This is a genomic window from Gimesia chilikensis (assembly GCF_007744075.1).
In the GTDB taxonomy this organism is placed as follows: Bacteria; Planctomycetota; Planctomycetia; order Planctomycetales; family Planctomycetaceae; genus Gimesia; species Gimesia chilikensis_A.
The window spans coordinates 6401362-6414942 of the sequence record NZ_CP036266.1 but is presented as its reverse complement, the minus strand read 5'-3'; the positions used below and the strand labels follow the sequence as shown (position 1 = coordinate 6414942).

The following is a 13581-nucleotide window of genomic DNA, read 5'->3' as shown; positions in this document are numbered from 1 at the left end:
GCCTGAATTGTTTGTTCCTGCTGTTTCTAATCAGCTTAGATCGGGCTGTCTGCATGGACCCGGATGGTGGGAATCCGGATGCGATGCAGCATGGTGCGAATCTGTTCCTGGATCGCTGGTGTCAGTTGTTCCAGTTCATTCGTGAAGACCTGATTCCCCAGAATCTGATTGACATTCAGACTCGGTCTGTTTCCCAGCGGATGGTCCAGTTCAACCATGCGAACCGACTTCTCTTTGGTCGCCCGGCTCAACAGTACGCGGGTAAAGCGATCTTTCCCCTGCATATGTGGTTTGATCTGCAACCGAAAACTGGCTTTGCCCTGCAGTGCCAGCTTCAGCTCTTTCAGGCGTTCGTTGATGATTAACTGCACGTTTTCAGGCAGGTCGACGATCTGTTCGGTGATTTCCCGGGGATTGCCAGCGAAGTGATAAGACTGCAGAGTCTCGGTCTCATCCTGGTAATTGACTTCGACAGAATAATCCCCTTTGGCTTTACCTACAAACAGCAGACAAAGGTTGTGGGTGCTGATCGTGGTTGGCGAGTTAAAGTTAAGTGGTTCTTTTCTTCCAAGGGGATCCGTTTCCGTTGAACGGGCTGCAATGGGTGCATCTTTGCCGGTATCTGGTTTTTTCGGTTTGCTCTTTTGGTTATTGTCCGCCAGTTGTGGTTTCTGACCGAGTGGAGTGACCTGAAACTTGTAGTAGCGAAACAGTTTCTGAGTCAGGGTCAGTTCGACTGTCTGTTTTCGAGACGCGCGGATGACTTCCAGCTGGATGGTCTCACCCTTGTCTGAATCGAGGACAAACTTCCTTAAAATATCAGATGAGGTGATGGCTTTGCCGTTGTAGCTCGTTAGCACATCAAATGGTTTGAGACCTGCCTGTTGAGCAGGAGAATCTGGCACAACCATCTTGATACCGATTCCCTGTCCTGCTGTCAGCATGTCGTGTAGCTGGGCCTCCAGGTAAGCTGGGATCGGTTCCGTGACGACACCCACGAAGTTCCGCATTTCGGTCTCGCCGGTTGAGCGCGTAGTAACCCGGAACTTTCCCTGCGGGCCCGCTGCATCTGTTGACGTAGACGGCGCTGGATTCAGAGTGGGGTTTTGCTGGAGAGACTGAGGTTGCCCTGGTTTTGGTGCCTGCAGGGGAGTCTCATCAGCAACGGATGTCTGAATGGCAATCAGAGACGTAATCAGCCCGCTCAAAAAGAACCATCGAAACTGTTTCATTGTAATGCCTTGGATTTGTTTCAAAAAAGACCTTCCTCGTACCGGAAAATACTAAAATTCCGGCCCGGCTGCGAACATCCTTTTTGTGGCCCGTTAAATTCCTACTTATTCCGCTTTATCAGCTCATTGATTGCAACAGTTGTTACTGCTGCTCGTGACTCTCAATTTCATCACCAATCAGTGACAGACCGGCTTTGTTGACAGGCACAAAATCAATGGTGAGCTCAGGCATTGACATCTTGACGTGGGAACCAGTTTCCGGATTTTCAACAGTGATGTTTGTCCACGACAATTCAGTTCGCTGTTCTACCGGACCGAGTTCCGTATTATAAAGTGTGATATCAATCGATTCTTTGATGTTGTCATTTACTTCAGGGGTCATCTCCAGGGGAGTCTCTCCCTGATCCAGAACTGCCAGTGTATCCGGCTCAATCTCTGGAATGGTCGCTACGACCGGTTTTTCAATTTCGGGTTGTATGTTCAGTTCAGCGGTCGGCTGATTTGTCAGTCCCGACTCATCGGGAGTCTTCTGCATAAAGAGGCTGGCCAGTCCCGCCATGAGGCAGATCGAGAGAGCAGATACCAGCAATCCCAACTGAAAGCCACGACGAGACGCGGGTTCCTGCGCCACGGAAACAGAATTCTCTTCGGCGCGCAACTTTTGGTAATGCGCTTCGAATTCTTCATCAGTGAGTTCGGATAACTCCTGCAATTCAGGAGGCATTTCCTGCTGGAAATATTCGCGCAGAACACTCTCCAGCTCATCTTCATTCTCGAGCATTCCTGAAGTGTCATACGGTTTCATGATCAATCCCCACTTTTTCCAACTCTTCACAAAGGCGCTTTCTGGCGCGAGAAAGCCTCATGTCGATTGCTGAAGTTGAAGTATTCAGAGCAATTGACATTCGTTTTGATGACCATCCTAGTGCATAACGAAGTACGAGAACCTCGCGGTCCTCGGATCGAAGTTGTTGAAGTGCTTGCCGGATTCGGCTGTTAGTCTCATTTCTCTGCAGATCCTCTGACGGGTCTGCAGGTTTTCCCACAATATTGTCTAAAAAATCTGCGGGCTTAGCTGCATGATTCTGCCTTCGTGCATAGTCACGCAACCAGTTTTGAGCAACAGTCAAAACCCAGGCCCGGATATTTCGAATTGACTCTATTTCTTGGCTTTGTAAACGTACGAACGCCTCCTGCAGCGCGTCATATGCGCGATCCGAATCGGAACACTGGGCATATAATAAAGCCCAAAGTTCTCGTCCTTCACGCAAATAGACCGCCTCAATCTCTGCCGACCAGTTATTGGCCTGCTTATCAGGCATGCAAATTCCAATACGTTAGAAGAGGGATTATCTAAGTCGATTGGAGAGTGTTAATGGACTGGTTTCTCTCACCAGATTAACAACACTCGTCTAACTCACATGCACTAGAATAGACGGAATCTGAACCAGAATCTAACCTCGTTTCGGGATATTTAGAGTTTCCATTTGAAAATGGTGATCCCAACCCCCCGGGTTTCACCAGGTTGACAGGAATGGTGATGGTTCAAACTTATACTATCACTATATAGTTAAACAACTTATAACGATTATAGCGTCGACTGCCTGGACGACCAGATGCTAGGTGTCATTTTGACTGAATTCGAAAATGCCCCTACCTCTGTCGATGGCTGTCAGTTGGGATCTGATAGTCAAGCGGACACTGTCAGGCACACGCTTACTGAATCTCGGAGTACGGCAGTGGTTCCAGATACCAGTTTGTGATCTTGGATACAGTTCCCTTGTATTTGTCCATCTTTTTCATACGGTCCCACTCGGGATGCTTGCGGAATCCTTCCCAGTGTTTGTCATGTGCCTCCCGATTCGGGGCGGAAAGCATATAGGTCAGGTTGGGTACATCATCGCCGATCAGCATCTCGCCATAGAAAACGGGAGCAAGCAGCACGTCACGCATGATGTCAATCTCGCCTGAGTTGAACATGTCCACTTTCAGGCGGGCCAGATTCGCATTGTGACTTTCGTAGGTCCGCAATTCGAACAGGTTGGGGCCTTTTCCTTTTGGTGTTTCCAGAATCGGCATCCCCTTGAAGGCTTTCATCAGACGACTTTCAATCCGACTGTAGGGGGCGTCTTTTTTAGGAATGGAGAAGTAGGAAGCGGCTGCTGCGTGATATGCTTTGTCTGCTTCCAGTTTATCATTCAGGCTCGCCAGTTGATTCAGGGATTGAAAGGGAATCAGCATGTAAAGGGAATAGTCATCCTTGGCATCGATTTCTTTGAACACGCCCACTTTCTTGATTCCCGCACGATTCAGCGCCGGCATCAGCGCCTGTTCCAGATAGTCGCTGACCACCTTCTGGTTTTGCTCATTCGCGATGCGGTAGGTCCGCAGTTCATAATATTCCTGACTCTGCTGCTCTGCCGCGGGCACGGGTTGTCCCAGTCCCAGGGCAGCAACGGCTCCCAGAATACCTGCCAGCAGGCTGCGTCGGTTAATTCGATTCTGTTGCATGATTACCTCACTTTTATCCTGAACTGATTTTGATTCAGAGTTGGTTCAAAACTTACAAAGACGGTCGCACATTGTCACACCAGCTCAAGGTTTCACAGGCGCCAGAATACGGGATGCCTGTCCGCTGCTGTGATGAATTTTATTTTTGGCGACGACCACTTTCTCGGGAAACTCGATTGTAATCGGCTCTCCCGTATTCGGGTTCGGTTCGTAGAATGGGGCTCCTGTCGAACAGACGGTTACCCGGATTTTATGCCCTTTGTTGAAGATCTGACTCAGCCAGCCTACATTGAAGCCGACCTTGTAAACCTCTCCCGGTTCCATGAATTTCTGCTGCTCGAAACCATCCCGGTAGCGGGCGCGACGGATCATATCAATGATCAGAATCGAACGCCCGTCCGGATAGACATCGCTGACGCGGACAATAAAGTCGGTATCTTTGGCCGAGGATGAGACCAGCAGCTCCGCCTTCACATTTCCCGTCCATTCGACCGCTTCGGTCAGTGTATCGGTCGTGAAGGTCAGTACATTTTCCTGTTCTTCGACAACGCGGGCATCGCGGGCACCTGGGAAGCCCCGGCCTTCAATTTTCTCCGGGTTCAATGGGTCTGCAATCAACTGGGTGAACGAGTCTGCTGACGTCGGCTTAGAGGTCGACAGTTTGCTATCTTGTTGCAGGTAGTAGGGGGTTTCCTCGACGGGTACCGGCCAGTCGTTGGTCGACCGCCAGACATTACCTGGTGCCCCGGGTTCGCCGACCGCCCCCATCACGTAGTAACGGACATTGGGATCAAGTTCGATCTCGTTCCGCTTTCCCTTCAGGTAGTGATCGAACCAGCGGATCATCTCGGCCATCATGTCGAAGTTCGCATTCTCCGGATAGAGCATGTCGCCGACTTTATTGACCTTATTAAACCGGCCGTGCAACCAAGGCCCGATGTACAGTTTCTGATGACCGCGGGAATTCGGTCCCCCTTTGTGCTGACGTCCGATGTAACTCTGGATCGAGCCGACGCACATAAAGTCGTACCAGCTGCCTACGGTAAAGCAGGGGACGTTCATCTTATCGAAGTGCAGGGTACAGTCTTCTGCCTGCCAGTATTCATCGTAATCGGGGTGCGAAAACCATTCTTCCATCAGAGCCCGGTTGTGAGCAGCCACGCGGCAGACAGCATCCATACCCTTGAATCGATTCGGTTTCGCTGCACCACCAATGAAATAACCCTCGTGATACAGACTGAGCCCCGTATCAATCATGAACTGACAGACCAGGTGGGGCGGTTGTGTCACTGCCAGATAGTTCTGGGCATAGCCTCCCTGGGAGCTGCCGAACGTGCCGATCTTGCCAGTCGACCAGGGCTGTTTCGCCAGCCATTCCACGACATCGTAGCCATCCTGCTTTTCACCCCATTGCAGGTCCCGGTAGCCGACCCAGGTGCCTTCTGACTGCTGGGAACCCCGGTAGTTGACTGCACAGACTACATAATCATGGCCGGCCATTTCCGCGAATGAGAGCCGCGAACCCTTGCTCCGCAGGCTGGCGTATCGCTGTTCCATCAGAACCGGCCAGGGGCCTTTACCCTGTGGAATATAGAGGTAGGCAGAGAGCTTGACGCCATCCCGCATGGGGATCATGACATGTTTCTCGGTGACCCCTTTTTCAAATTTGAGTGGCGGGGCTTCCTGCGCGAACAAGGCAGGACAGAGAACGAGGCATAAAATCATCCACAGGCAGGCAGGGGCCAGTTTTCGCATGGGCTATCTCCGGTTGGATTTTCAGGGCAGGTATTTCTTCTTCGATTGTGGTCAACCATCGTCAATTCAGCAAGCATAAACGCCGGTAGATCTGAAGAGTCTCCGGAACCCGCACAACAGTCAGAAGCGACATCCCCCCTGTTTTCGTCAGTGCAGCAGAAATTCTTACCCTTGATTCAGTAGTTATACAGAGGCGGGAAATCGATTTTTCAGCGCTGAAATCGGGGCAGAATCCTTTCACAAGCCATAAAAAGGGGGTATGCTACCGCAGAGCAGCAGTGAAAAATTTTCTCCACCTGACTGCTGAATCGATTCCCGCCGGGCGAACCTGATGGACGCCTGATGTATCCAGATGCATAAGCATCGGGAACAAAACGCCGCCGTAGCTCAGTTGGCAGAGCAACGCATTCGTAATGCGTAGGTCAGGAGTTCGACTCTCCTCGGCGGCTCTTCTTTTTTCTGCCAGTCTCTCTGACTTGTGTTCTGATTCTGCGATTGATTCAGAACTGTGGAACCTGCTTCAAATCGGCGATCTTTTTCAAAGCCGCGTTCACATCGCCATCCGCAGGGGAAAACTGTTTCAGTTTCAGATAACTGGCTTCCGCTTCGGGGAGCAGATGATAAAACAACTGCAGTTCCGCCAGGCGTTGAAGAATCTGTCGATTATCAGGTGTCAACGCGTGGGCTTTGCTCAGGAGAGTGAGCGCTTTACCGGGAATTCCCTCTGACTGGTAAAGCGAAGCCAGTTTCAAAACAGCTTCTTGCTGATCTGGTTTCAGTTCGGCCAGCATCTTCTCCAACTCAAGTCGCTCGGATAAGCTCTGGTATTCCTTGTTCTCGTGATCCTGAATCTGTTTGAGTTGTGCGGTAGCCTGCTCTGGTTGTCCGTTGATCAGGTCAAGCCGTGCCAGAATAAGTCGTGCCTTGTCACTCGTTTGCTCATCGGCGTTCTGAGACTCAAGCACTTTTTGGGCGTACCGCTGCGCTTTTCGATAAAATGTCAGCTTCCAGAATGCCTGGGCGATCTGCAGATTTCGCTGGGGAGTCTCCACTGAATTTTGTTTTGTATTCGCGGCTTTATTCGACAGTTGTTGTTCACAGAGTTTTAAGCCGCGCTGAATACTACCGCGTTGTGCGACGTGGCCTGGCATCTGGCTGGCTTTGGTGAATTCTGTCAGCGCCTGCTGGAACTGACGATTCCCTACATAGGCCCAGCCCAGATAGTTCGTCAGGTGAACGTCCTGAACGGTTCCCAGTTGCTTCACAAATTCAATGCCCTCTTTATATTGCTCCGCTTCGAGCAACTGTTTGAGATAAGAAACCTGCGCTGACAACCGGTGCGGAAACTTTTCCAGAATCGTTCGGGCCCGATTCAGCCCTGCGTTTTCCTGCCAGTAGTTTTCACGAATGGTTCCCTCATAATTCGGTTCGATTTTTATTATGACGACTCCCTGCTCGTCATAAACGGGAGTCAGACGATAAACCAGATCGTCGTTCAACAGATGCCGGGGAAATCCGTCGATGGTATTTTCGTCGAAACAGACGAGATACTGTGCGCCCAGTGATTGAATCTGCTCATGCAACTGTTCCGGGCTGGTCTTTTCAAAGTAGACGAGTTTCTGGAAGCGGTGTCCCGATGTTGCGAGATCGTTGCGCCTCGTCAAAATTCTAGTTTCCGGCGGCGTTTGTTCCCTGATCCAGTTTCCGGCAGTCACAAAATTACTGAAGTGGCTCGAGGGATACTGCGTCTGATAAAACGTTTCGCCGTTACGCAGCAGTTGCACATTGGTTGTTACCAGCTGCGCATCGGTCATCGCTTGAACGCAGAACAGGGCCATCGCAGGAACTAATAGCAGGCAGATCAGCGTCTTTCGAGTACCAGGATTGGGATTCCCCAGCCGACTGCCGATCGCTCTCAGTGCTGCAGGCACAAAGGCGAGGATGACGGGTAACAATGGCAGGACAAAGCGGGGCTGCATCCAGGGCCAGACAGAGAGAATCGCAAACGTAAAGATCAGGTACAGCAGGCAGAACAGGCCGCCCCGATCTTTTAGCTGGAGCATCCCATAGATGGAAACGGCTAGTACGAGCAGACTCACTAACGAGTACAACCATTGCGGTCCCGGCAGAAACACCAGCCCATCCAGCAGGTAGCGTTCATACGCGGGAGTTGCCCCTGGCATGTTAGGGATCAATGTTTCGCACAGACTTTGAAAGTGAGTCAGGCTGCGATTGATCATAGAAGCAACAGTACCAACGGGACCGGCGGACCGCAGATTATTCAGAATCAGGGAACTGTAAAGATCTGAGTTCAACGAGCGATTACGCAGCATCCAGAGTCCCAGAGTGACCAGCGAACCGGTGACCGGAATCAGATAACGCCAGCGGTGTCGACTGGTGATCGCCCAGGCTCCCAGAGCCAGAGTCAGTGCGATTCCGACGGTCCGCAGCAGAGGGAGAAACAGGAACAGACCGGTTAATAGAATCAGATTCCGTTTGCGATTCCCTTCGTTCTCGCTGGCGATTAAATACAGGATTCCCAGGCTCAATGCCATGAAAGGGATTTCGCTCATGATGAGGGTAGAGAAGAGCAGGAAGTACGGGTTGGTCGCCAGGAGCAGTACCATGCACAACACTGGCCAGCGCCGCGCGGGTTGTTCTTCTCCAGTTGACGAACCTGTCATGTCCTCAAGTTTGCAGAGGTAAGCATAGAACAGGACCAGTAGCAGAATTCCGAACAGAATGACCGTCACTTTCGCGAGGATCGCCTGGTAAGGAGCGATTAACGCAGCGGGGATCAACAGCAGTGACATGCCGGGGGGACGCAGAGTGAATGGCGGAGAGCCGGGATAATCGAACTGCTCATACGCCAGATGATTCACCAGTCCCCGTGACATCAGGACATAGTCGGCACTGTCCGGATAAAAGAAGTAGAGCTGATTCAAGCGGGCCGCTGCCAGACCAGCAAAGCAGAACAGGATGACGACCAGCGCATAACGGGCTCCCCTGTTTTTTGATTGTACTTTGTTGTTCATGGCACTACAGGTTTGAAAGAGCAGGACAGGCCGGGAGCCTTATCTCAATCGGGAAACACAGCGACAGCAACTGTGTTGTAAGACACCGATCATAAACCGGCAGTGGGGGCGCAGGCGAAATGAAACTGTGGAAATCCCTCTGAATGCAGGCCGGGATATACCAGATAAAGCGATTCTACTGATTATGAAGCAGCCTGTTGTTCCTCGCCTCTTGAAGTTGTCGATTTATACTGATTCTCACGTCAGCAAGGGTAGAAATGCCTGAGCAAAAGAGAGGACCAGGAAGAATCCGCACATGTCGGTGATGGTGGTCAGGATCGGACCTGAGGCCAGGGCGGGGTCGAGTTTGAATCCTTTGAGAACCATCGGAATCAGGGCACCCAGACAGACCGCCATGAGGGTGTTCGCGGCCAAGGCGCCACCGATCACCAGACCCAGATAAGCATTCCCTTTCCAGATATAGGCGACGATGCCCAACAGCAACCCGAGGGCCAGGCCGTTGACCATACCTAATGCGAATTCTTTTTTGAATACGTATATCCAGTCGCGCGGTCGAATCACACCCAGGACCAGTTCCCGCGTACTCACCGCGATCGCCTGATTACCTGTGCAACCACTCATGTCGGAAACAATCGGCAGGAAAACTGCCAGAGCGATGACACTGGAAAGTGTATCTTCATACATGGCAATCACACTGGCGGCAACAATATTCAGCACAATGTTGATGCTCAACCATGACAGACGCCGGGCACTGCGAATCTTGAGTGGCAGGCTGCGGAGTTCTTCCCCGCCCATAATCCCTGCAAATCGCAGAAAGGTCTTACCGGCCTGTTCTTCCCCAGCTTCTTCCACATCTTCCCGTCGAACGACGCCGACCAGCACATTGGCTTCGTCGACAACCGGCAGTCCGAACAGCGGGTGTGAATCAAAGAAGTGCTGTAACTCCTGCAGGCTCGTGGAGTCAGGCACACAGAGTGGGCTGGGAATCATCAGGCTGGAAAGACGCTTGCCGGGAGGCGCCATCAGCAGGTCCCGCAGGCGCAGAACACCGACCAGTTGCAGGTCATGATTGATGACGTAAATGTACTGCACGTTATATTCGGCGTATCGTTCGGCATTCTGACGGAGGTCGGATACCACATCGTCGACCGTTTGCGACTCTTCAAAGGAGAGCAACTCGGTGATCATCAGACCGCCGGCACAGAGACTGGTATATTTCGAAAGGAAGCGGACGTTTTCCGCTTCTTCCGGATTCATGACTTCCAGAATCTTTTCCGATTGTTCCTCGGGTAGTTGATCCAGGAGGTCGACCTGCTCGTCACTGTTCATTTCATCAACAATATGAGCGGCCTGTTCGGGCGACAGGGATGAGAGCAACTGTGCTGCCTGCAGTTCTGGCAGCGTCTCCATCAACCAGGCGGCATGTTCGCCATCCAGCAGTTTCAAAAACGCCTGCTGTTCATCAAGGGAGAGCTGTGCCAGAATACGCGCTTCTTCCCCGGGGGGCAGCGCATTCAGGAAGTTGATCGCCGCTTCGGATTCACCAGCTTTGACGATCTCATCCAGTTGATCCCAGACATCAGGCAGTTCGATATGTGTCGATTCGCTGAGTGGCTGTGAGTCGTTCATTTATCCTTCTCCCTTCCTGGAACAGGCTGAGCCGGTTCAGGTTGGATTTGTCTGTCTTAGTTGAATTCTTAAGTGAAAGCCCGTGGAACGCGTGACTACTGATTTTATAGTCAAACCGCGTAAAAAATGAAGTCCATTCGACTTACGTTTACGACTCAATTCGGGCAAAAACGGACATTCGGTCTAAAATCAGGTCGACTGAGAGGGAGCGTTTGAACAGAAGACGCAGAGAAACTGTGAGCACAGAATATCCATGTGCGCAATGGAGCCAGTGAGGCAGGTGGGATTATGGTGTCACTTTTTCTCTTTCAACAGGCGATCGACTGTCTTCAAAGCTTCGCTGAAGTGCCCCACATAAGCCACGTTTCCCTGTTGATCGATGACGGCTGCAGAGGGAATTCCGCGTACGTTGAAATTGCGAATGGTTTCACCAAAGAATCCTTTGCGGGTCGAAGGACGGTCGATGGCCAACTGGAAGTCGAGCTCTTCTTTTTGTGCGAACTCCTGCAATTCCGCAACGCTGGTATGGCTGTCGTGCATGCCAATTAACACGAACGGCTGGTCTGCGTAGTAACGGGCGGCGGTCCGAACTTCCGGCAGTTGTGAGATGCAGGGGCCACAGTGGGTGCCCCAGAATTCTATCAGCACGACCTTGCCTTTCGTATCCGGCGGAGCGGAGACACCTTCGCGCGTCATCCAGCTGACAGGTTTGATTTCAGGAGCTGGCCTGCCGTAGTGCACCTGCTGTTCGAGCTTAGGGGTGTGCCGGGGATGACGCTGCAGATACGCGGCAAAATCTGTGACGGGACCTCTTAGCGTCGTCGTATAGGGGCGACCTGGTCTAGTCCTGGAAGCCTCCGGAGAAAGGTGGCGGGAGTCGACGAAAACCGCTCCCGGAGGTATCGCAACGGCAAATGCATCGGGGGGCAACTGGTCGAAGAGTTCGACTTTTTCAATTTCAAAGATTTGTACTAAATTCAGTCTACCCCGGTAGCGTTGCCAGCTCATATAGAAGCGCGGCAGGAGCAGACCGTTGTTCTGCTCCTGTGGGGCGAAAGCGAGGGAAACACGCTCTACATCAAATTTTGGTTCTTCCAGATAACTTTCAAAAATGAAACCGGTGTCCCGGTCAAAAACACGTCTTTGGAGATACGTTAATTTCTGTCCCCGGCTTTCCGAATCCGTCTGAGTTGTGTAGATCGTGCGTCGCCCTGACTGTTCGATTTCCACTTCGGGCCTGGGCCGGTCTTCAGGGGCTGGACGCTGGAAACGCAGGGTAGGCCAGTCCGTGAAGTCATTAGGAGTATGGATATGTAAAAAATTTCTCCGGTACACCGAGGCCTGATTATTGGAAACATCATACGTTAATGTCTCCCATCCATCCCGGAATGAAATACTGTCGGGCAGGAGTCTCCCCTGTGCATCATAGAGATGCTTGCGCCATTCATACAGGCGTTCTTCTTTGTGGAATTGACCGGTCGAAGTCATGATCGTTCGGCCTCCCCGTTTGATTTCTCCGCCGTGTTTTTTAAGCAGCGCGTCGATATCAGGTATCTGGTAGGGATCCAGCGCACGCAGGTCTTTGAGCAGGCCTTTCGTATCCAGGCCGGGTTGTCGTCCCAGCATCAATTGCGCCGTCACCCGCATAGAGGAACCTCGCAGCAGTTCGGACTGCCTGTGCCATTTTAACTGTAATTCGGGTGGATAGATCGAATCGGGATTCGGTTTGACCTCTTCTCTGAATGTTTCGGCATCCACGAATTGCGGCTGGCTTAATTTGAATTCGACTGTGGTCACTTCGCCTGCGGGGAGTTTGATTAATTCGCCCCGGCTCCCCTCAGCTTGTGCCAGCGTTAATGGTTCTGCTACGACGAACCGTCGCTGGCCGGGTGTCATGAAAGCCTGGATTTCACCGGCAGAGTTTGTTTTGGGATAATCCACATAGACCGACTGAGTAGAAACAGGCCGTGGATCGCTGGAATCGGGAGATTCATAGTTAAACCGCACTCCGGGAATCGGCTGGCCAGTCTGCGCATCGACGGCTTTTAAGATGACAGTCGCCGCTGGTCTTAATTTAAACGTATGCTGAACAGGGCCGTGCTGCTCTTTTACGAAAAACTGTTCGCTCTGAAAATAAAATGGCTGATCCGGTTGGGGCTCAGTGATTAATTTGTATTCGCCGGGCACCAGTTGCAGACGGGCATTACCCCGGCTGTCCGATCGGGCTTGAATCCCGGCGCGACGAATGGGACCGATAGATCGCGCTGTCACCAACACGCCTGCGACCGGCTGCTCAGTCTGCTCTTGCACTACTTGTACTGTTACATTGCGGGGCGCGAAAAACTCCCGGTTCAATTCTCCCGAGTAGCCTACCGCTCCCCGACGTTTGTTGTTTGCCTTCTCTGCAGGAGAGGTGACTATAGTGGATTGCCAGGGATCAAAAGTGGGGCCAGGGTCGATTCGCGTAAGATAACTGGTATCACGACGGAGTTGTTTGAATTCGTAGAAACCTTCTGCATCGGTGTGTGTTTCTCGAAATTCTGCGGGCAGAACACGGATGCTGGAGAAACTGAAGGGGTCTTTGATCGGCTGGTTGTCATTTCCCAGAAATCGACACGAGCTTATGCCCCAGCCTGCAGGATTTCGTTGACTGTCAATAAGCCCCAGTTGTACTTTAGCATTGGCGAGTGGGTGCCCCTGTTTGTCGGTGATGTGGCCTTTGAGCAGAGCAGGGCGGTCAAACATCAGATCGACAATCAACGGTTCATCGAGATAAAACGCATTCTCGGTAGCACGCGCATTTTTATCGCCCAGTTCGGTTCCCTGGGGGCGCGTATCGGGACGGTAATAACAGGTCTCATGCCAGGTGAAACCGTATCCATCGCAGATACCGAAGACCTCGAATCTGCCTTCTGCAGGTTTCGGAATCGGATTGGGACGTTCGCGATTTACGAGGAGTTGAATGTCTTTCAGTTCGTAATGGCCTGTTTCGTCAGTTCGCGTCTGGCCGCGCAACATTTCAAAGCCGCCCGGCATGCGTCTGGCTGCCGACCCCACATAAATGGTTGCATTTTTCAGTGGGGTACCGTCAAAAGTGCGTGCGGTTCCTGAAATGCTGACTCGATGCAGTTCTGCTCCATAGCCCCCACCATCCTCTATAGTCTGTAGAATTTCTACCTGGGGAGGTCGTTTTTTCTCTGACTGCTGTTTTGTCTTATCGGCTGAGCCGAGTTCAGGTTTCAGCGCCAGTTGGACTGGAGAACTTTCCTGAATGCTTTGAGGTTCTGCTGACTGTAATGCAGATCCCCAGAGAGATAAGAATACGATCGCGAAGAGTGAATACAGTGATCGCGTTGATATGAATTGTGACCCCTTGCCGGTAACCCTGAATAGACTCATTCCCGTGCTCCTTACAGTAA

The 13581-nt window shown here is 51.7% G+C and carries 8 protein-coding genes and 1 tRNA gene; 1 reads left to right on the top strand and 8 read right to left on the bottom strand.

Translation table 11 applies throughout. The features are described 5' to 3' along the window. Positions 1 to 35: 35 nt before the first annotated feature. The 5 genes from HG66A1_RS24085 to HG66A1_RS24065 all read right to left on the bottom strand — a co-directional run bounded on the left by HG66A1_RS24085 (position 36) and on the right by HG66A1_RS24065 (position 5498). Entirely contained in the window at positions 36 to 1232 is a 1197-nt protein-coding gene (locus HG66A1_RS24085) for a PDZ domain-containing protein (protein WP_145190154.1), read from the bottom strand. Between the two features lie 142 nt (positions 1233 to 1374). Next, a complete protein-coding gene (locus HG66A1_RS24080) occupies positions 1375 to 2037 on the bottom strand; it encodes a hypothetical protein (protein ID WP_145190151.1) in 663 nt (220 codons plus the stop codon). Further along, positions 2024 to 2554: an RNA polymerase sigma factor gene (locus tag HG66A1_RS24075; protein ID WP_145190147.1), complete on the bottom strand. Its 531-nt coding sequence runs from the start codon at positions 2552 to 2554 to the stop codon at positions 2024 to 2026. The genes HG66A1_RS24080 and HG66A1_RS24075 overlap by 14 nt, the downstream gene beginning before the upstream one ends. A 394-nt stretch (positions 2555 to 2948) precedes the next feature. Continuing rightward, complete coding sequence (locus HG66A1_RS24070; RefSeq protein WP_145190144.1) at positions 2949 to 3743, bottom strand: NIPSNAP family protein; 795 nt, start codon at positions 3741 to 3743, stop codon at positions 2949 to 2951. 84 nt (positions 3744 to 3827) lie between these two features. Then, positions 3828 to 5498 (bottom strand): CocE/NonD family hydrolase, encoded by a 1671-nt coding sequence (locus tag HG66A1_RS24065; RefSeq protein WP_232106659.1) that lies wholly within the window; start codon positions 5496 to 5498, stop codon positions 3828 to 3830. A gap of 376 nt (positions 5499 to 5874) precedes the next feature. On the opposite strand from HG66A1_RS24065, the gene HG66A1_RS24060 reads away from it, so the two are divergent. After that, a tRNA-Thr gene (locus HG66A1_RS24060) sits at positions 5875 to 5947 on the top strand. Between the two features lie 51 nt (positions 5948 to 5998). Here HG66A1_RS24060 and HG66A1_RS24055 read toward each other — a convergent pair. The 3 genes from HG66A1_RS24055 to HG66A1_RS24045 all read right to left on the bottom strand — a co-directional run bounded on the left by HG66A1_RS24055 (position 5999) and on the right by HG66A1_RS24045 (position 13561). Next, positions 5999 to 8533: a hypothetical protein gene (locus HG66A1_RS24055; protein WP_145190141.1), complete on the bottom strand. Its 2535-nt coding sequence runs from the start codon at positions 8531 to 8533 to the stop codon at positions 5999 to 6001. 237 nt (positions 8534 to 8770) lie between these two features. Beyond that, positions 8771 to 10162, bottom strand: coding sequence for a magnesium transporter (gene mgtE / locus HG66A1_RS24050; RefSeq protein ID WP_145190138.1), 1392 nt, complete (start codon positions 10160 to 10162; stop codon positions 8771 to 8773). Between the two features lie 294 nt (positions 10163 to 10456). Next, positions 10457 to 13561: a TlpA disulfide reductase family protein gene (locus HG66A1_RS24045; protein WP_145190135.1), complete on the bottom strand. Its 3105-nt coding sequence runs from the start codon at positions 13559 to 13561 to the stop codon at positions 10457 to 10459. Positions 13562 to 13581: the final 20 nt, after the last annotated feature.

What these genes read in the sequence shown, in the direction of transcription:
- mgtE (WP_145190138.1), bottom strand. Translation starts at nt 10,162, where the DNA reads ATGAACGACTCACAGCCACTCAGCGAATCGACACATATCGAACTGCCT.
- HG66A1_RS24070 (WP_145190144.1), bottom strand. Translation starts at nt 3,743, where the DNA reads ATGCAACAGAATCGAATTAACCGACGCAGCCTGCTGGCAGGTATTCTG.
- HG66A1_RS24075 (WP_145190147.1), bottom strand. Translation starts at nt 2,554, where the DNA reads ATGCCTGATAAGCAGGCCAATAACTGGTCGGCAGAGATTGAGGCGGTC.
- HG66A1_RS24065 (WP_232106659.1), bottom strand. Translation starts at nt 5,498, where the DNA reads ATGCGAAAACTGGCCCCTGCCTGCCTGTGGATGATTTTATGCCTCGTT.
- HG66A1_RS24055 (WP_145190141.1), bottom strand. Translation starts at nt 8,533, where the DNA reads ATGAACAACAAAGTACAATCAAAAAACAGGGGAGCCCGTTATGCGCTG.
- HG66A1_RS24085 (WP_145190154.1), bottom strand. Translation starts at nt 1,232, where the DNA reads ATGAAACAGTTTCGATGGTTCTTTTTGAGCGGGCTGATTACGTCTCTG.
- HG66A1_RS24045 (WP_145190135.1), bottom strand. Translation starts at nt 13,561, where the DNA reads ATGAGTCTATTCAGGGTTACCGGCAAGGGGTCACAATTCATATCAACG.
- HG66A1_RS24080 (WP_145190151.1), bottom strand. Translation starts at nt 2,037, where the DNA reads ATGAAACCGTATGACACTTCAGGAATGCTCGAGAATGAAGATGAGCTG.